Source organism: Oerskovia sp. NPDC060338 (assembly GCF_042726295.1).
GTDB classification, from domain to species: domain Bacteria; phylum Actinomycetota; class Actinomycetes; order Actinomycetales; family Cellulomonadaceae; genus Oerskovia; species Oerskovia merdavium.
In genome coordinates, this window is the sequence record NZ_JBHXCQ010000002.1 from 137378 (window position 1) to 156382 (window position 19005).

The following is a 19005-nucleotide window of genomic DNA, read 5'->3' on the forward strand; positions in this document are numbered from 1 at the left end:
CCGGGGGACCCCCTCGGGTCAAACCCGGGCTGGAACACGCCGAGCCTGTCATGATATGTCGTGCGGTAGCCGATACGTCTAGGGTGAGGACGCGGCCGCGGACCCACCATCGACGGCCTTCCGTCGCCACCCTGGTGCCACCCGGGTTCGAGTGATCCCCCGAGCCACCCGTCGTCGACACGCGATGTGACTTCAGAAGCGCACCCTGCTAGCAGCCCACAGGTTGTGGAAAACTATGTGGATAACCGGTCTGCGTGACACACTCCAGGTCGGTCCTGCTCCTCCTGCTCCACACGACGACGAAGGAAATCACCTGGTGCCCCACCCTGACGAGAACATCACTGATGTCTGGGCACAGACGATCGCCGTCCTCGAGGCCAGCCCCGACATGACGCCGAGGCAGATCGCGTTCATCAAGCTCGCGAAGCCCCTGGCGATCCTCGACGACACCGTCTTCATCGCCGTCCCGCACGAGCAGACCCGCACCTACCTCGAGACGCGCGTCCGAGACGAGCTCGTCTCCGCGATGTCTGGTGCCCTCGGCCGCGACGTCCGGTTCGGCATCACCGTCGATCCGGAGCTCAGCTCCGAGCCGCCGTCCCCCGCCGCACTCACTGCCAGCTCCCCCGAACCTCTGCCTCTGCGCAGCGAGGTCGAGCACGAGCGACCGCTTCCCGCCCCCTCTCCGCAGCGTCCTCCCGCCGAGCCGACCAGGCTGAACCCGAAGTACATCTTCGAGACGTTCGTCATCGGCTCGTCCAACCGGTTCGCGCACGCGGCTGCGGTCGCGGTCGCCGAGGCACCTGCGAAGGCCTACAACCCCCTCTTCATCTACGGACAGTCGGGCCTCGGCAAGACGCACCTGCTGCACGCGATCGGCCACTACGCGCACAACCTCTACCCGAACGTCCGCGTGCGCTACGTGAACTCTGAGGAGTTCACCAACGACTTCATCAACTCGATCAGCGAGGGCAAGGCAGGGACGTTCCAGCGGCGCTACCGCGACGTCGACGTGCTCCTGATCGACGACATCCAGTTCCTGCAGGGCAAGGAACAGACGATGGAGGAGTTCTTCCACACCTTCAACGCGCTGCACAACGCCAACAAGCAGCTCGTCATCACCTCGGACCTCCCACCCAAGCAGCTCAACGGATTCGAGGACCGGCTGCGCAGCAGGTTCGAATGGGGTCTCATCACGGACGTCCAGCCCCCGGACCTCGAGACGCGCATCGCGATCCTCCGCAAGAAGGCCGCGAGCGAACGGCTCGCAGCGCCGGCCGATGTCCTGTCCTACATCGGTTCCAAGATCTCGACGAACATCCGTGAGCTCGAGGGCGCCCTCATCCGCGTGACGGCGTTCGCGAACCTCAATCGCCAGCAGGTCGACCTCGCCCTCGCCGAGATCGTCCTCAAGGACCTCATCACCGACGACGACGCGTCGGAGATCACCCCGGCCAGCGTGATCGCGCAGACGGCTGCGTACTTCGGGCTGACGATCGAGGACCTGTGCGGGAGCTCGCGCTCTCGGGTCCTCGTCACGGCCCGTCAGATCGCGATGTATCTGTGCCGTGAGCTGACCGACCTGTCGCTGCCGAAGATCGGCCAACAGTTCGGTGGCCGCGACCACACCACGGTCATGCACGCGAACCGGAAGATCACCGAGCAGATGGCCGAGCGGCGTTCCACCTACAACCAGGTCACCGAGCTCACGAGCAGGATCAAGCAGCAGCACCGAGGCTGACGCTGCTCACCGACGTCCCCGGGCCCTCCCGGGTGGGGCGTCTTCCTCGATCATGCTGCGCCGCCCAGACCGCGCCCTCCGACGGCTGCCTGGGCCCCAAGGTGAAGCCCCAAGCGACGGCGTCGGAGATCGGGGCGCCGTCCGTGCGGTGCGAGCCCTGTTGCACTCCCGGGGTGCCGGCTGGACCGCTGCCCAGCCGGCCTCACGGCACAACGCGGCAACGTCCGTACCCTGGCCCGACGCACGTGCCTCGCAGAGCCCGTCTGCACCCTCTGCTCGACGGTCCCCGCGGGCCTACCCGGGTCGTCCGTGCCGGCCCCGCCAGGAGACGAACTTCTCGGGTTGCCCGCTCCACCCCGCAGATCGCCCCGTCGAGCCACGCTGCGACGGAGACCGAGCACGACGACGAGCACCCCGTCGTCGTGCTCTCGTCCGACGACCGCCACCACCGGGAGTCTACGCAAGGCCTCGGTCGATCGAGCCTGGCAGGCATTATGCGGCTTATAGGGCTTTTCCACGGATGGCGCGATGCGGACCGCAGACCTTGTGCACAGGGACACATCGGGGTGTGCACCCGACCTCCCGCAGCCTCGACGGACGCACAGTGGCAGTGAGGGCTTGTGTACAAGCTGTGGGGAAGGGAAGGCCGTCCCCAGAGTTGTCCACAGGGCCTGGGGGTATGTCCACCACCGCTTCGTCACTGTCCCCAGAACTGGACTCCTGCGTCCCCAGTCTCCTGTGTACAAGCCACTCTGTCCTGTGTACGGCTCGTCCCGCAGAGCCGCCAACCCACAACCTTGTGCACCTGCCTGTGGATAACTGTGGATGACCGGGCACATCGTGTGGACAGAGGACACCTCATCGGTGGACGGCGCACTGTGGACAACTCGTCGTCAACAGTGCCTGCGATTTACCCACAGGCTCGTCCCCTGTTCGTCCACACGAAGAAAGGGCATCTGACCTGGGAAGAGACCGCTTTTCCACACTTTGCACAGCACCGATGACTACGACGAATGATCTCTAACCAGGAAAAATCCACACGCCTTCATCTGGTCCCGAGAGCTCAGCGCTGCCCCAACTCGCACGTGTGACCGCGGTCACAGCCAGGGCTGGAAGAGCCCAGACCACGGGTACTCGAGATCGCCCGTCCACGAGCCTGCCAGAGGTACCGCACCCGGCGCAGACTCGCGTAGGGTTCATGCGGGCACGACCCGAGCAAGGTCTCGTCCTCCCCGACGGCGAGGAGGACGGAGCAGGGCGGCGTGACGTGCGTGCAGAGTTCTGCACAGACACTCTCCGATCCTGTGTACCGCGCGGTGGAGTGCCTGACATGTGAAGATCGATCCATGGACGAGAGGGTGTGGGATGAAGTTCCGGGTTGAGCGTGATGTCCTGGCCGACGCTGTGACGTGGACGGCCCGTACGTTGCCGACCCGACCTCCTGCTCCCGTCCTCGCGGGCGTGCGCATCGAGGCCGACGCCGTCGGGACGATCGGTCTGTCGAGCTTCGACTACGAGGTCTCAGCGCGCTCGGAGATCCCTGCCGAGGTCACCGAGCCGGGCACCGTCCTGGTGTCCGGTCGACTCCTGGCCGAGATCTCCCGGGCCCTGCCCGCCAAGCCCGTCGACTTCGCCGTCGAGGGCAACAAGGTCATCGTGACCTGTGGAGCGAGCCGCTTCACGCTCCTCACCATGCCCGTCGAGGACTACCCGGCCCTGCCGGCCATGCCGGAGCTCTCGGGCACGGTCTCGGGCGACGAGCTGACGCACGCCGTCGCCCAGGTGACGGTCGCCGCGAGCCGTGACGACACGCTCCCGCTCCTCACGGGTGTCCGCATGGAGATCGAGGGTGAGCGCATCACGCTGCTCGCGACCGACCGCTACCGCCTCGCGCTGCGTGAGCTCACGTGGACCCCCGGCACCCCCGACTTCAGCGCCGTCGCGCTGGTCCGGGCTCGCACGCTCAACGACGTCGCCAAGTCGCTCGGCAGCTCGGGCCTTGTCAACGTGGGCCTCACGGCGGGTACCGGCGTCGACCTGATCGGTTTCGAGGCCGGCGGGCGCCACACGACCTCGCAGCTCGTGGACGGCGACTACCCCGCGGTCCGTCGCCTGTTCCCCGACGAGACCCCGATCCACGCGGTCATGGCGACCGCTCCGCTGATCGACGCGGCCAAGCGCGTGTCGCTCGTGGCGGAGCGCAACACGCCGATCCGGCTGTCGTTCACGGACGGCCAGGTCGTCCTCGACGCAGGCCAGGGCGACGACGCACAGGCGTCCGAGGCCCTCGAGGCCGTGCTCGTGGGCGAGGAGATCTCGGTCGCGTTCAACCCGCAGTTCCTGCTCGACGGCCTCGGTGCCCTGGGGACGGACTTCGTCCGCCTGAGCTTCACGCACCCGAACAAGCCGGTGGAGTTCACCGGTCAGGAGTCGCTGGACGGCGAGGACTCCTCGCACTACCGCTACCTGCTGGTCCCCATCCGCTTCGCGAGCTAGCAGAGGCCGGCCCGCGCAGTACACGAGCTCAACGGCACGGAGGCACGCGATGGTCACGCACATCGGTCTGGTCGGACTCGGCAAGATGGGCGCGAACATGCGTTCGCGCCTGCGCGCCGGTGGTATCGAGGTCACGGGCTTCGACCGCAACCCGGACGTCTCGGACGTCTCGACGCTGGCTGAGCTGGTCGAGGCTCTCCCCGCGGGGCAGCGTGTCGTGTGGGTCATGGTTCCCTCGGGGGCCATCACCCGCGGGGTGGTGACCGAGCTGGGCGAGCTGCTCACGGCCGGTGACGTGGTCGTCGAGGGCGGCAACTCGCACTTCTCGGACGACGCGGAGCACGCCGCGCAGCTCGCTCCGCAGGGCATCGGCTACCTCGACGTCGGCGTCTCGGGCGGTGTCTGGGGCCTCGAGAACGGGTACGGGCTCATGGTGGGCGGCGACGCGGCTCTCGTCGAGGCCGTGATGCCGGTCTTCGACGCGCTGCGCCCGGACGGCCCGCGCGACGAGGGCTTCGTCCACGCCGGGGCGGTCGGTGCGGGCCACTACGCCAAGATGGTCCACAACGGCATCGAGTACGGGCTCATGCAGGCCTACGCCGAGGGCTACGAGCTCCTCGAGGCCAAGGACATCGTGACCGACGTCCCGGGCACCCTCAAGGCCTGGACGCGTGGGACGGTCGTCCGGTCCTGGCTGCTCGACCTCCTGGTCAAGGCGCTCGAGGAGGACCCCGAGCTGGGCGCGATCAGCGACTGGGTCGAGGACTCGGGCGAGGGCCGGTGGACCGTGGACGAGGCGATCGACAGCGCCGTGCCCCTCCCCGTGATCTCGGCCGCGCTCTTCGCGCGCTTCGCGTCGCGACAGGGGGCGTCGCCCGCGATGAAGGCGGTCGCAGCGCTGCGCCAGCAGTTCGGCGGGCACGCGGTCAAGCCCGCGGGCCCGGCCTCCTGACGGATTCTGTCCCGCCTGCTCGACGACGCCCGCCGCCTCGCGCGCACAGCGTCAGGTCGAGGCGTCACACTGGTGGGAGCACCTTCCTGACCGTCGTGTCCACAACGGCTCCCTGCCCTGTGGACGAAGATCGCCTCGTCGACCTCGTCGACCGCAAGCCGTAGGACCAGATGTACATCTCCCACCTCTCCCTCGCTGACTTCCGTTCGTACACGTCCGTCGACGTCGAGCTCGAGCCCGGCGTGAACGCCTTCGTCGGGCCGAACGGCCAGGGCAAGACGAACCTCGTCGAGGCGATCGGCTACGTCGCGACGCTCGGCAGCCACCGTGTCCCGTCGGACGCGGCGCTGGTCCGCGCCGGTGCCTCGCGGGCCGTGATCCGCACGAGGATCGTCCGCGGGGACCGGGCGAGCACGGTCGAGATCGAGATCTCCCCGGGCAAGGCGAACCGGGCCAGGATCAACCGGGCGCCCGCGGGCCGCCCCCGGGACGTGCTCGGCATCGCCCGCACGGTGCTCTTCGCCCCCGAGGACCTGGCGCTCGTCAAGGGCGACCCGGACGGGCGGCGCAGGTTCCTCGACCAGCTCGCGGTGCTCCTCGTCCCGCGGTTCGCGGGAGTCCTGAGCGACTACGACCGGGTGCTGCGACAGCGCAGCGCGCTCCTCAAGTCGGCGGGGGGCGCCATGCGTGCCTCACGGTCGCAGTCGCCGGACCTGCGCACGCTCGACGTCTGGGACGCCAAGCTCGCGTCGACCGGCGCGGAGATCATCGCGTTGCGGCTCCAGCTCGTCGAGGCGTTGCGGCCGTACGTGGCAGCGGCGTACGAGCAGGTGAGCTCTGGGCAGGGCGAGGCGCACGTCGCGTACCGCTCCTCGCTCGCGGCCGCGATCGAGGAGGCGAGCGACGCCGTCGGGCAGGAGGGGGCCCCGCAGAGCGCCGCCGAGCTGGAGGCCCAGCTCCTGACCGCCATGACCTCCTTGCGCAGCAAGGAGATCGACCGCGGCGTGTGCCTCGTGGGGCCGCACCGTGACGACCTGGTCCTGACCCTGGGCGGCCTGCCCGCCAAGGGGTACGCGAGCCACGGCGAGTCGTGGTCGTTCGCGCTCGCGCTGCGCCTCGCGTCGTACCGGCTGCTCACGGACGGGGCGCCTCAGGAGTCGGGCTCGCTCCTGTGGTCGCCGGACTGGGGGCCCGACGGCGAGCCCGTCCTGCTGCTCGACGACGTGTTCGCCGAGCTCGATGTGCGCCGCCGCGACCGGCTCGCGGACCTGGTCGCCGGGGCGAACCAGGTCATCATCACGGCCGCGGTGCCCGAGGACGTCCCGGCCCAGCTCCAGGGGCTGCGGCTCGACGTCCTCGACGGACAGGTGACCCGCCGTGCGTGACCAGCCGGGCGGCGACCCGGAGGACGACGCCGGCCACGAGGACGACGAGCCCACGCGTCCTGCGGGACTGCCCGTGGGCGAGGTCGTCGACCTGACCCCTCCGGCCCAGGTCGCACGCGAGGCGCTCAACCGCGCCCGGGCCGCGGCCCGAGCCAAGGGCATCCGCCCCGGGCAGCCCGCACGGCGGATCCTGGCCGACCCTCCCCCGTCGTCGGGTGCCCGGCCCGGTGGGCGTGACCCCCAGACGTTCGGCGCGGTCGTCCAGCGGCTGCTCCACGAGCGGGGATGGGTGCAGGACGTGTCGGTCGGCGGGGTGATCGGGCGCTGGCGCGAGGTGGTCGGCGACCAGGTGGCCGACCACTGCGTGCCCGAGACCTTCGAGGACAAGGTGCTCGTGGTGCGCGCGGACTCGACTGCGTGGGCCACCCAGGTCAAGCTGCTGACCCCTCGACTGCTCGAGCGGCTGGCGCAGGAGGTCGGTGAGGGAGTGGTCGAGACCGTGACCGTCCTGGGGCCGGCAGGGCCCAGCTTCCGCCGCGGTCCCAAGACCGTCCGTGGCCGTGGCCCGCGCGACACCTACGGCTGATCGCGAGGGCGATTCGTCCCGATATGACGGTCGCGTACGGCGTGCGGGCCAGGCTGTCGGCGAACAGATCCACCGACCTGTGGAGAACCTTGTGGAGAACTCGCTCCGAAGGGCTCATAATCCGCTGTTTTGGCTGCCTCCCAGGTAGAATGGTGAGGTCATTCCGGGTCACTCCGCGCGCGCCGACTGGCACGCGCGCGAGCCGGAACCGATGAGCCGTGCAGCGATCCTCCCCAGCGGGTGAACCTGTCGCGTGCAAGATGACGAGGAGCGCTTCCGCCCGTGGCAGAGCACACAGACAACGTCCCTTCGAGCCTGCCCCCGGAGAGCGGTGGAGGTCCCGGCCTGGACCAGGACCCTTCGGGCGGCACGTACGACGCGAGCAACATCACCGTCCTCGAAGGGCTCGAGGCCGTCCGCAAGCGACCCGGTATGTACATCGGCTCGACCGGTGAGCGAGGGCTCCACCACCTGGTGTACGAGGTTGTGGACAACTCTGTGGACGAAGCCCTCGCGGGCTACGCCGACACGATCGACGTGACACTTCTGGCCGACGGAGGTGTACGCGTCACCGACAACGGCCGCGGTATCCCCGTCGCGATCCACCCGACCGAGGGCAAGCCCACGGTCGAGGTCGTCATGACGATCCTCCACGCCGGCGGGAAGTTCGGCGGGGGCGGCTACGCGGTCTCCGGTGGACTGCACGGCGTGGGCATCTCGGTCGTCAACGCGTTGTCGCGCAAGGTCCAGACGGTGATCAAGCGCGACGGTCACGTCTGGAGCCAGAACTTCAAGGACGGCGGCAAGACCGACGGGCCTCTCGTCGAGGGCGAGGCCACCACGGAGACCGGCACGACACAGACGTTCTGGCCGGACCCGGAGATCTTCGAGACGACCGAGTTCGACTTCGAGACCCTCCGCTCGCGCTTCCAGCAGTACGCGTTCCTCAACAAGGGGCTGCGCATCACGCTCACCGACGAGCGCCGTCAGTTCCTGGACACCGACGACGAGGTCACGGGCCAGGTCTCGGACCCCGCGGAGGACCTCGTCGCGGCCCCCGAGGGGGAGGACGAGTTCAAGCCCCGCGTGGTGTCGTACAAGTACGACGAGGGGCTGGTGGACTACGTCAAGCACCTCAACGCGGCCAAGAAGGTCGAGCTGATCCACGACGAGATCATCGACTTCGAGTCCGAGGACAAGGAGCGGCGCATCTCGGTCGAGATCGCGCTCCAGTGGACGAGCTCCTACTCCGAGTCCGTGCACACGTTCGCCAACACGATCTCGACGACCGAGGGCGGCACGCACGAGGAGGGCTTCCGTGCGGCCATGACCTCGCTGGTCAACGAGTACGCGCGGGCCAAGGCCATCATCAAGGAGAAGGACGACAACCTCACGGGCGACGACATCCGCGAGGGTCTCACGGCCGTCCTGTCGATCAAGCTCGGCGAGCCCCAGTTCGAGGGCCAGACGAAGACCAAGCTCGGCAACACCGAGGCCAAGTCGTTCGTGCAGCGCGTCGTCCGCTCGCAGCTCACGGACTGGTTCGACTCGCACCCGACCGAGGCGCGCGACATCATCCGCAAGGCCATCCAGGCCTCGCAGGCGCGGCTCGCCGCCCGCAAGGCGCGCGAGGCGACGCGGCGCAAGGGGCTCCTCGAGTCCGGCGGCATGCCGGGCAAGCTCAAGGACTGCCAGTCCAACCGGCCCGAGGAGTGCGAGGTCTTCATCGTCGAGGGCGACTCGGCAGGCGGCTCGGCCGTCCGTGGACGCAACCCGCACAACCAGGCGATCCTCCCGCTGCGAGGCAAGATCCTCAACGTCGAGCGCGCCCGCCTCGACCGTGCGCTGGGCAACAACGAGGTCCAGGCGCTCATCACGGCGTTCGGCACGGGCATCGGCGAGGACTTCGACATCGCCAAGCTGAGGTACCACAAGATCGTCCTCATGGCGGACGCCGACGTCGACGGACAGCACATCTGCACGCTGCTGCTGACGCTGCTCTTCCGGTACATGCGCCCGCTGATCGAGCACGGCCACGTGTACCTCGCGCAGCCGCCGCTGTACCGGCTCAAGTGGTCCAACGCACCGCACGACTACGTCTACTCCGACCGGGAGCGCGACGCGTTCCTGGTCGCGGGTCAGGCCGCGGGCAAGCGCATCCCCAAGGAGAACGGGATCCAGCGCTACAAGGGTCTCGGCGAGATGGACTACTCGGAGCTGTGGGACACGACCATGGACCCCGAGCACCGCACGCTCAACCAGGTCACGCTCGACGACGCGGCTGCCGCGGACGAGATCTTCTCGATCCTCATGGGCGAGGACGTCGAGTCGCGCCGCAACTTCATCCAGCGCAACGCCAAGGACGTGAGGTTCCTGGACATCTAGCGGGTAGGTCAGGGTCGGTGGCGAAGGATGGCCGGGTGGAAGACCCGGCCGTCCGCGCGCCGACCCCGACCTACCGCGCGACGGCACGGCGGACGACCGGCCCCGGGACCTTCACGGTCGAGCGGGCGCGCTTCCGCCGGGCCGTGACGACAGCTTCACCACACAGCAGGACCACGACAGGACGAGGTAGACGACGGTGACGGACGAGACTCCCGAGCAGGACGAGAACCAGGGGACCCTTCCCGGGGACGGGACCGAGGTGACGCTGGGGGCCGACGGCGCGGTCGCGGTGCAGCACGGCCGGATCGCACAGGTGGACCTGCAGCTCGAGATGCAGCGCTCGTACCTCGACTACGCCATGAGCGTCATCGTCGGACGAGCGCTCCCCGACGTGCGTGACGGCCTCAAGCCCGTCCACCGTCGCGTGCTGTACGCGATGCACGACGGCGGCTACCGCCCCGACCGTGCGTTCTCCAAGTGCAGCCGTGTCGTCGGTGACGTCATGGGAAAGTTCCACCCGCACGGTGACACGTCGATCTACGACGCCCTGGTCCGCCTGGTCCAGGACTGGTCGCTGCGCTACCCGCTCGCTGCCGGCCAGGGGAACTTCGGGTCTCCTGGCAACGACCCGGCCGCGGCCCCTCGATACACCGAGTGCCGCATGGCGCCGCTGGCCACGGAGATGGTCCGGGACATCGACAAGGAGACCGTCGACTTCCAGGACAACTACGACGGCCGTACCCAGGAACCCGTCGTCCTGCCCTCGCGGTTCCCGAACCTGCTGGTCAACGGCTCGGCCGGTATCGCGGTGGGCATGGCGACGAACATCCCCCCGCACAACCTCCGTGAGGTCGCGGACGGCGTGAAGTGGCACCTCGAGCACCCGGAGGCCTCCAAGGAGGAGCTCCTCGAGGTCCTGCTGACCAAGATCAAGGGCCCGGACTTCCCGACCGGCGCGACGATCCTCGGCCACAAGGGCATCGAGGAGGCGTACCGCACGGGTCGTGGATCCATCACCATGCGCGCGGTCGTCAACGTCGAGGAGATCCAGAACCGGATCTGCCTCGTCATCACCGAGCTCCCCTACCAGGTCAACCCCGACAACCTGGCGCTGCGCATCGCGGACCTGGTCAAGGACGGCAAGGTCCAGGGCATCGCGGACATCCGCGACGAGACGTCCGGTCGTACGGGGCAGCGCCTCGTGATCGTGCTCAAGCGCGACGCGGTCGCGAAGGTCGTCCTGAACAACCTGTACAAGCACACGTCCCTCCAGGAGAACTTCGGCGCGAACATGCTCGCGCTGGTCGACGGCGTGCCGCGCACGCTGAGCATCGACGCGTTCGTCCGGCACTGGACGACGCACCAGATGGACGTCGTCATGCGCCGCGCCCGGTTCGACCTGCGCGCCAAGGAGGAGCGGGCGCACATCGTGCGCGGCTACCTCAAGGCGCTCGACGCGCTCGACGCGGTCATCGCGCTCATCCGTGGTTCGGCCACGGTCGAGGACGCCCGAGAGGGCCTCATGGCGCTGCTCGAGGTCGACGAGGTCCAGGCCCGCGCCATCCTGACCCTCCAGCTGCGCGCCCTCGCGGCCATGGAGCGGCAGAAGCTCATCGACGAGTACGCCGAGCTCGAGGCCGCGATCAAGGACCTCAACGACATCCTGGCCCGTCCCGAGCGCCAGCGTCAGATCGTGGGCGACGAGCTCGAGGAGATCGTGGCCCGGTACGGCGACGAGCGTCGCACGACGATCCTGCCCTACGACGGAGAGGTGTCGATCGAGGACCTCATCGCCGAGGAGGAGGTCGTCGTCACGATCACGCGCGGTGGCTACGCCAAGCGCACGCGCAGCGACAACTACCGTCAGCAGAAGCGCGGCGGCAAGGGCGTGCGCGGCGCGCAGCTGCGCGAGGACGACATCGTCGACCACTTCTTCGTCACGACGACGCACCACTGGCTCCTGTTCTTCACGAACCTCGGCCGGGTGTACCGGGCCAAGGCGTACGAGCTGCCCGAGGGCGGGCGCGACGCCAAGGGCCAGCACGTCGCGAACCTCCTGGCGTTCCAGCCCGGAGAGAAGATCGCCCAGGTCCTGGACCTGCGCGACTACGACGCCGCGGAGTACCTGGTGCTCGCGACCCGTCGCGGTCTGGTCAAGAAGACGCGCCTCGCGGAGTACAACTCGCCGCGCTCGGGCGGTCTCATCGCGATCAACCTGCGCGAGGACGAGGACGGCAACACCGACGAGCTGGTCTCCGCCCGGCTGGTCGACGCGACGGACGACCTGATCCTGGTCTCGCGCAAGGGACAGTCGACCCGCTTCACGGCCGACGACGACGCCATGCGTCCCCTCGGCCGGTCCACGTCGGGTGTGACGGGCATGAAGTTCCGTGACGAGGACGACCTCCTGGCCATGGACGTTGTCCGGGACGACGCGTTCCTCTTCACGGTCACCGAGGGCGGCATCGCCAAGCGGACCCAGCTCACGGAGGACAACTACCGCGTCCAGGGTCGCAACGGGTTCGGGATCAAGGTCGCCAACCTGCCCGAGCGCAACGGTGACCTGGTCGGCGCGCTCGTGGTCGACGCCGACGACGAGGTGCTCGTCATCATGGAACGGGGGAAGATCGTCAGGTCGTCCGTCGACGAGGTCAAGCCGACGGGTCGTACGTCGCAGGGCGTGATCTTCGCCAAGCCGGACAAGAACGACAAGATCATCGCCGTTGCCCGTAATGTCGAACGTCGACTGGGGGAGGATCGGGATACCGTGGACGAGGAAGCATCCGAGCAGGGGCAGCCTGACGTCGCCTCTCCCGCCAGCACCACCGGGCAGGAGGCTTCGTCGGAAGCGGCCCCCGGAGCCACCGAGGATGGTAGATGAGCAGCGAGAAGAAGTCCCCGCCGACGATCGTGCCGAAGGTGGTGACCCCGCGTCCTGACGACGTGACGGGCACCGCGAGCCGCCCTGCGGCGACCAACGGCACGGCACGGCCCGCAGGGGGCGGGACGACCAGCGGCGCGCAGGCCGGGGCGAACGCCCCGGTGCCGCCGCCTCCTGCGACGGGAGCGGCGTCGTCGGGCGGGACCGAGGCTCCCGTGCCGCCGCCCCCCGAGTCGAACGGCGGCACGGCGCGCTCCGGTGCGCTCAAGGCCGCCGCGGCCGCCATGGCGACGGCCAAGGCTGCCGCCAAGAAGCTGTCCGACCCGGCTCCGGCGACCGCCAAGCCGGCGACCGCCAAGCCGGCGGCGAGCCCGGCGCCTGCAGCTGCCGCCCCGGCGGCTCCTGCTCCACAGTCCACGACCGAGATCGACGACCGAACGGTGCCGCGCGTGACGAAGAGCTCGACGAGCACCACGGCTCCTGGCGGTACGCAGGAGGTCCCCGCGATGCACTACACGGCCGCCGGCTTCAGCGGGACGGCCCGTCCGGTGACGGGAACCACTCCAGCGGCTCCGGCCGCTGCGACGGCCACCGCGGCTGCTCCTGCGCCCTCGACGGGGGCGACGCCCGCCGCGCGACCGGCGTCCGACGGCCCCCGCAGGGTCCGTCTGACGGTGTCGCGGGTCGACCCGTGGTCGGTCATGAAGCTGTCGTTCCTGCTGGCCGTGGCGATCGGGATCATGACGGTCGTCGCGACCGCGGTCTTCTGGACCGTGCTGGACGGCATGGGCGTCTTCACCGAGGTGAACTCCCTGGTGGAGAGCATCGTCGGCAAGGAGAGCCCGGTCGACGTGCTCCAGTTCGTGGAGTTCAACCGGGTCGTCGCGCTCGCCACCCTGATCGCGATCGTGAATATGGTGCTGATCACAGCGCTGTCCACGATCATGGCGTTCATCTACAACCTGGTTGCCGCGATGGTGGGCGGAATCCACCTCACGATGACGGACGACTAGGGCAAAACGTCCCCTGACCGGGGCGTCGTCGCAGGCCGTGGGGCGTCCTGCACGGCTCCCGACGATGTCCCGGTTTGGGTACCACCCGAGAAGTGCGATAGTCTCAAGCGCTGCCGCAGCACAGCAAGGGCCTATAGCTCAGACGGTTAGAGCGCTTCCCTGATAAGGAAGAGGTCAGAGGTTCAAGTCCTCTTAGGCCCACTGCCGGAAACCCACCCGAGGGGGAACGTCATGAAGAAGTTCTTCGTACTGCTGCTCGTTGCTGGTGCTGGATTCTTGATCTGGCGCAAGGTGTCCGAGGACAACAACGAGCGCGATCTCTGGGCAGAGGTCACCGACACTTTCGAGTGACGGTTCTCTGCACGTCGGTTCCGAGCGTTCTGGGGCCATGGCGCAATTGGTAGCGCACCTGCTTTGCAAGCAGGGGGTTGGGGGTTCGAGTCCCCCTGGCTCCACACAGTGAGAAGGCCGTCGGCCGGGTCCATGACCTGGTCGGCGGCCTTCTGCGTACCCCGGACGTCTCGGTCGCCCGGAGGCAGCGGCATACCTGAGAGGGGCCCGCCCGGCGAGACCGGACGAGCCCCTCACGTTCTCTCGCAGGTGTCAGGCCGTCGGCTTCTTGTCGTCGCCCTCGGTGCTTTCGTCGGTGCCCGACGACGCCGCGTCCTTGGCACGTCCGGTCGCCTTGCGCGTGGCCTCCTTGGCATCGGTCACGGCGTCCTGGACCTTGCCGGAGATCTTGTCCCCTGCGTCGGCGACGGCACCCTGGACCTTCTCGCCGGTCTCACGGCCCTTGGCGACAGCTGCACCGGCCGCTTCGCCGACGGCCTCGGCCGCGTTCCCCACGGCTGCCCGTGCGTCGTCGAAGGTCGAGGCAGGTACCTGGTCCCAGGGCTCGGCCCACGGGTCGGTGGTCGGCTGGGCACGGCGCCACAGCACGTAGGCGCCCCCGGCCGCGGTCACGCCACCCACGACCCACCACAGAGCCTTGCTCTTCTTCTGCGGGTCCGCAGCCTCAGCAGCCGCCGTGAGCTTGGCGGGCGCAGCCTTGGCGGCCTTCTTGGCCGATGCGGCCGAGGCGTCGATGCCCTTCTTCGCTGCCTTGGCAGCCTTCTTCGCGGCCTTCTTGGACAGGGTCTCGGTGGTGGCGGCGGAGTCGGCCGTGGCGGACGCCGCTGCGTCCGCCGCGCGGGACGCAGCGTCTGCTGCGGCCGCGGCCGCTGCGTTGAAGCTCGCCACGATCTTGGGCAGGACCTCGTCGACGAGCTTGTCGTGCGCGGTGTCGATCGCGGGCGCCGCCTTCCCTGCCGCCTTCTCCACGCGTGGTGCGGCAGCCTGGACGCTGTCCTGCCATGCCTTCTCGACGCGAGGCGTCAGCCACTCGACGAACGCCTCGACCTTGGGGCTGCCCCACTCCTTGGCCTGACCGGCGGCCTCCTTGGCCTGGTCGGCGAGCTGGACCGCGGTCGTCTGCGCCTTGGCGCCGGCCTCTCCGACGAGCGCAGCGACCTCAGCGGCCTGATCCTTGAGCTTCTCGGTATCGATCGTGTCGGTCACGGCGCGTGCGGAACGGCGGGTTCGGTCGGACATGGAGACTCCAGGTGTTCGTGGTGCGGGCTGTAGGCGCTGGAACTCCACTCTGCCACCGTGCCCGGGGGCTCGCGAGGCAAGCGCGCCGTGGTGCGGGACACGAGCCGAGCGACAGGGCGGGGGTACAGGCGACCGTGTGAGAATGGGGGCATGTTCGCAACCCTCCACACCACTGCTGGTGACATCCGTATCGAGCTCCTGCCGAACCACGCGCCCAAGACGGTGGCGAACTTCACCGGTCTGGCGAAGGGCACCACGACCTGGACGGACCCGCGCACGGGCGCGGAGCGCAACGACCCGTTCTACGACGGTCTGATCTTCCACCGCGTGATCCAGGACTTCATGCTGCAGGGCGGGTGCCCGCTCGGCACCGGTACGGGTGGTCCCGGCTACACGTTCAACGACGAGATCCACCCCGAGCTCCAGTTCGACCGCCCGTACCTGCTGGCCATGGCCAACGCCGGGTCTCGCCGCAACCCGGTCTCGGGTGAGGTCGAGGGCACCAACGGGTCGCAGTTCTTCATCTCGACGGTCCCCACGCCGTGGCTCAACGGCAAGCACACCATCTTCGGCGAGGTCGTGGACGACGAGTCCCGCGCGGTCGTGGACGCGATCAACGCGACGCGGACCCGTCCGGGCGACCGCCCGGTCGAGGACATCGTCATCACCTCGGTCACTATCGAGGACTGACCATCTCCGGCCCCGCCTTCGGGACACCGGGGCCGGCGCAGCCGGCCCCGGTGTGTCCCCGACACCCCGACCGCGTCTCGTACGTCCGCTGCCAGCGCTGTGGACGTCCCGCCTGCCCCGAGTGCCAGCGCCCGGCGGCGGTCGGCGTCCAGTGCGTCGACTGCGTGCGCGAACAGGCCCGCGCGGTGCCCCAGACGAAGACGGCCCTCGGCGGGACCGTCCGTACGGGGCGGCCGGTCGTCACGCTGACGATCATCGCGCTGTGCGTCGTCAGCTGGCTGCTCCAGCGGGCCACCGGGGGCGAGTGGACGCAGCGGTTGGCGTTCGCACCGTTCATCGGTGACGTGCAGCCCTACCGGTTCCTCACCGCTGCCTTTCTGCACTCGACGAGCGTCTTCCACATCCTGTTCAACATGTACGCGCTGTGGATCACCGGGCCCTTCCTCGAGCAGATGCTCGGGAGGGCGCGCTTCATCGCGCTGTACGTCCTCGCGGCCGTCGGAGGATCCGTCGGGGTCGTGCTGCTCGCCCAGCCGACGGCTGACGGCGGGTGGTTCACGCCGGTCGTCGGTGCGTCCGGGGCCGTGTTCGGGCTCTTCGGTGCGATCCTCGTGGTCCTGAGGCGCCTGGGTCGGAACGCCGCCCAGATCCTCGTCCTGATCGGGATCAACTTCGCGATCGGCTTCATGGTCAGCAACATCGCCTGGCAGGCGCACCTGGGCGGGCTCGTCGTGGGACTCGTCCTCGGGGCCGGGTACGCCTACGCTCCCAAGGAACGGCGCAGGCTGTGGAGCATCGGCATCACGGTTCTGGTCGCGGTCACCCTGGTGATCGTCACCGTCCTCAAGTACAGCTCGGCCCCACAGTTCGTGCTGTCCTGAGCAGACTGCTCGATCTCGGATAGTTATCCACAGAGTTACTCACAGGTGTGGAACTACACCGATGTAGTTATCCACAGGTCGGGGGATCTGTGGACAGCCGTCCGTCCCACGCCCCGGCGCGTCGCGCGCACGCAAGAGGGTGGGGTCCGCAGCTCTGCGGACCCCACCCTCTCGTGGACCGAGCCCGCCCGACGTGGGGGCTCCACGTCGTCGAGCGAACTACTTCCAGCGCGTGGTCAGCGCGAATCCGGCGATGATCAGGACGAACCCGACCACCAGGTTCCAGTTGTGGAGCGCCGGGATCGGCAGGCCGAGGCCACCGCTCGTGAGGTAGAAGATGACGATCCATGCCAGGCCCAGGAGCATCAGGGTCAGCATGGTCGGTACCAGCCAGCGCGGGTTGCCGGTCTCAGGCTTCTTCACCTGCGGGGCCTTGACCTTGGCGGGCTTCTTACGGGACTTCGACTCGGGCACGAGAGCTGGCTCCTGTCCTCGGGATGCGTGTTCCTGGCACCAGTCGTGTGCAGGAGCTGTGTCGGGTGGGACGAAGCGCCGTTGCGCGACGTCGTGAACGGCGACGCCATTCGTCATCTAGCGTAGTGGGCGGACAGAATAGCGTGTGCACGGGCAGGTGGACGAGAGCCGGGAGTGAGCCAGATGGATCGCCGTCACGGAGCGACGCACGACACGGGGGGCGCAGGAGCCGAGGATGCTCCGAGCTCCACCGCCGGCGAGCCTGCGGTCACGGCTGCGACCCGGCCGCTCACCCGAGCACGTCGTATCCGGTCGAGCGTCACGGTGCTCCTGGTGCTCGGCCTCTCGGGGCTCATGTTCTCGGCCAGCGCACGCCTCGCGCAGGGCCAGGAAGGGCGCCACCCCGAGAACCTGACCGACCTGGTGCAGAGCGAGGAGCGTCGGGTCGAGGACATGACCGAGAAGGTCGTCGGCCTCGAGGTCGAGGTGTCGAGGCTTGCGGCCGGTACCGGCCAGACGGAGACCGAGTCTCCTGAGCTCGTCGAGCGCACCGGGATCGTCTCCGGGGCGGTCGCGGTGACGGGGCCGGGGCTCAGCGTCACGCTCGACGACGCCCCGTTGACCCAGGACCACTCCAAGGCGCGCGTGGACGACCTCGTGGTCCACCAGCAGGACCTGCAGGAGGTCATCAACGCGCTCTGGGCGGGAGGCGCCGAAGCGATGACTCTCCAGGGCCAGCGCGTCACTCCCACGACCGCCTTCCGGTGCGTCGGGAACGTGCTCAACCTCCACGGGCGGGTGTTCTCACCGCCCTACACGGTGTCCGCGGTGGGCGACCCCGTGCAGCTCCAGAAGGCGCTCGATCGTTCCGACGCGATCGACATCTACAAGCAGTACGTGGACGAGTACGGCCTGGGGTGGAAGGTCGACAAGTCCGACTCGCTGCTCATGCCCGTGTTCGAGGGAGCGCCGGACCTGAAGTACGCGCGTGTGGCCGGCTCGGCCGACGAGGGCGCGTGACCGGGTCGGACACGGCGACGGGATTCGCTTCCCGTGTGCCGACCGCCGGCGAGCACCCGTATGGACACAGCCGCCGGCACCCCGCAGCAGGGACAATGATGAGCAGGCGGGGCCGGGTCCGGCCGCGCCGGACGAGCCGCTCACCCGGCGCGGCGTCCGGCTGCTTCAACGCAACGACTTCCGAAGGAACAGGTGGGTAAGGGATGGTCCGCATCCTCGTCGTCGACAACTACGACTCGTTCGTCTACACGATCGTCGGTTACCTGAACCAGCTCGGGGCGCGGACCGTGGTCGTGCGCAACGACGCGGTCCCCGACGTGGGCGCGGACGGTCGGTTCCGCGACGCTGACGGTGTGTTCGACGGCGTGCTCGTCTCCCCCGGCCCCGGCACCCCCAAGGAAGCCGGGCAGAGCGAGGCCGTGATCCGCGCGTGCGCGGCGTCCGGCACGCCCATGCTGGGTGTCTGCCTGGGGCACCAGGCGCTTGCCGAGGTCTACGGGGCGACCGTCACGCACGCCCCCGAGCTCATGCACGGCAAGACGAGCCCGGTGGTCCACGAGGACCTCGGCGTGCTCGCCGGCCTCCCCTCGCCCTTCACCGCGACCCGCTACCACTCGCTCGCCGTGGTGCCCCGGACGATCCCGGCCGAGCTCGTCGTCACAGCGACGACCGAGAACGGCGTGGTGATGGGTCTGCAGCACCGCGACCTGCCGCTGCACGGCGTGCAGTTCCATCCCGAGTCCGTGCTCACCGAGGGGGGCCACCTGCTGCTCGCCAACTGGTTGACGGTGTGCGGGTCTGTCGACGCGGTCGAGCGTGCGCAGGGCCTCGCCCCTCTCGTGCGCCTCTGACGAGCCTCGCGAGGCTCGACCAGCTTCTGAACGCGAGGAGGGCCCGGCACCAGATGGTGC

The 19005-nt window shown here is 69.0% G+C and carries 15 protein-coding genes and 2 tRNA genes; 15 read left to right on the forward strand and 2 right to left on the reverse strand.

From position 1 onward, the window contains the following. Positions 1 to 316 precede the first annotated feature (316 nt). The 11 genes from dnaA (at position 317) to ACFWGN_RS02755 (ending at position 13894) form a co-directional block, all read left to right on the forward strand. On the forward strand, positions 317 to 1741 hold the full coding sequence (gene dnaA, locus ACFWGN_RS02705) for a chromosomal replication initiator protein DnaA (RefSeq protein WP_318244395.1): 1425 nt from the start codon (positions 317 to 319) through the stop codon (positions 1739 to 1741). A 1365-nt stretch (positions 1742 to 3106) separates the two neighbouring features. Next, positions 3107 to 4237 (forward strand): DNA polymerase III subunit beta, encoded by a 1131-nt coding sequence (gene dnaN / locus ACFWGN_RS02710; protein ID WP_056648090.1) that lies wholly within the window; start codon positions 3107 to 3109, stop codon positions 4235 to 4237. A gap of 49 nt (positions 4238 to 4286) precedes the next feature. Continuing rightward, the gene (gnd, locus tag ACFWGN_RS02715; protein WP_191801763.1) at positions 4287 to 5189 is read left to right on the forward strand and encodes a phosphogluconate dehydrogenase (NAD(+)-dependent, decarboxylating); all 903 of its coding nucleotides are present in this window, start codon (positions 4287 to 4289) and stop codon (positions 5187 to 5189) included. A gap of 170 nt (positions 5190 to 5359) precedes the next feature. Next, positions 5360 to 6574, forward strand: a complete 1215-nt coding sequence (recF, locus tag ACFWGN_RS02720; protein ID WP_377615569.1) for a DNA replication/repair protein RecF — start codon at positions 5360 to 5362, stop codon at positions 6572 to 6574. Further along, positions 6567 to 7160, forward strand: a complete 594-nt coding sequence (locus ACFWGN_RS02725) for a DUF721 domain-containing protein (protein ID WP_377615570.1) — start codon at positions 6567 to 6569, stop codon at positions 7158 to 7160. Before recF ends, ACFWGN_RS02725 begins: the two co-directional genes overlap by 8 nt. Before the next feature lie 345 nt (positions 7161 to 7505). Beyond that, entirely contained in the window at positions 7506 to 9545 is a 2040-nt protein-coding gene (gene gyrB / locus ACFWGN_RS02730; RefSeq protein WP_377615784.1) for a DNA topoisomerase (ATP-hydrolyzing) subunit B, read from the forward strand. Positions 9546 to 9741: 196 nt separating this feature from the next. Further along, complete coding sequence (gyrA, locus tag ACFWGN_RS02735; protein ID WP_377615571.1) at positions 9742 to 12426, forward strand: DNA gyrase subunit A; 2685 nt, start codon at positions 9742 to 9744, stop codon at positions 12424 to 12426. Beyond that, positions 12423 to 13439, forward strand: a complete 1017-nt coding sequence (locus ACFWGN_RS02740; RefSeq protein WP_377615572.1) for a DUF3566 domain-containing protein — start codon at positions 12423 to 12425, stop codon at positions 13437 to 13439. Before gyrA ends, ACFWGN_RS02740 begins: the two co-directional genes overlap by 4 nt. A gap of 127 nt (positions 13440 to 13566) precedes the next feature. Further along, positions 13567 to 13640, forward strand: a tRNA-Ile gene (locus ACFWGN_RS02745). A gap of 30 nt (positions 13641 to 13670) precedes the next feature. Beyond that, a complete protein-coding gene (locus ACFWGN_RS02750) occupies positions 13671 to 13790 on the forward strand; it encodes a DLW-39 family protein (protein ID WP_210410998.1) in 120 nt (39 codons plus the stop codon). Between the two features lie 31 nt (positions 13791 to 13821). Continuing rightward, positions 13822 to 13894: transfer RNA gene (locus ACFWGN_RS02755), tRNA-Ala, on the forward strand. Positions 13895 to 14042: 148 nt separating this feature from the next. Here the strand turns inward: ACFWGN_RS02755 and ACFWGN_RS02760 are convergent. Beyond that, positions 14043 to 15029: a hypothetical protein gene (locus ACFWGN_RS02760; protein ID WP_377615573.1), complete on the reverse strand. Its 987-nt coding sequence runs from the start codon at positions 15027 to 15029 to the stop codon at positions 14043 to 14045. 150 nt (positions 15030 to 15179) lie between these two features. On the opposite strand from ACFWGN_RS02760, the gene ACFWGN_RS02765 reads away from it, so the two are divergent. Both ACFWGN_RS02765 and ACFWGN_RS02770 read left to right on the forward strand, forming a co-directional pair. Then, positions 15180 to 15719, forward strand: a complete 540-nt coding sequence (locus ACFWGN_RS02765) for a peptidylprolyl isomerase (RefSeq protein WP_056648078.1) — start codon at positions 15180 to 15182, stop codon at positions 15717 to 15719. Positions 15720 to 15904: 185 nt separating this feature from the next. Then, on the forward strand, positions 15905 to 16600 hold the full coding sequence (locus ACFWGN_RS02770; RefSeq protein WP_377615574.1) for a rhomboid family intramembrane serine protease: 696 nt from the start codon (positions 15905 to 15907) through the stop codon (positions 16598 to 16600). Between the two features lie 219 nt (positions 16601 to 16819). On the opposite strand, the gene ACFWGN_RS02775 is transcribed toward ACFWGN_RS02770, so the two are convergent. Further along, on the reverse strand, positions 16820 to 17074 hold the full coding sequence (locus ACFWGN_RS02775) for a cell division protein CrgA (protein ID WP_056648075.1): 255 nt from the start codon (positions 17072 to 17074) through the stop codon (positions 16820 to 16822). A gap of 183 nt (positions 17075 to 17257) precedes the next feature. On the opposite strand from ACFWGN_RS02775, the gene ACFWGN_RS02780 reads away from it, so the two are divergent. Both ACFWGN_RS02780 and ACFWGN_RS02785 read left to right on the forward strand, forming a co-directional pair. Beyond that, positions 17258 to 18094, forward strand: a complete 837-nt coding sequence (locus tag ACFWGN_RS02780) for a DUF881 domain-containing protein (protein ID WP_191801948.1) — start codon at positions 17258 to 17260, stop codon at positions 18092 to 18094. Positions 18095 to 18297: 203 nt separating this feature from the next. Further along, positions 18298 to 18945 (forward strand): aminodeoxychorismate/anthranilate synthase component II, encoded by a 648-nt coding sequence (locus ACFWGN_RS02785; RefSeq protein ID WP_377615575.1) that lies wholly within the window; start codon positions 18298 to 18300, stop codon positions 18943 to 18945. The last annotated feature ends 60 nt before the right edge of the window (positions 18946 to 19005 follow it).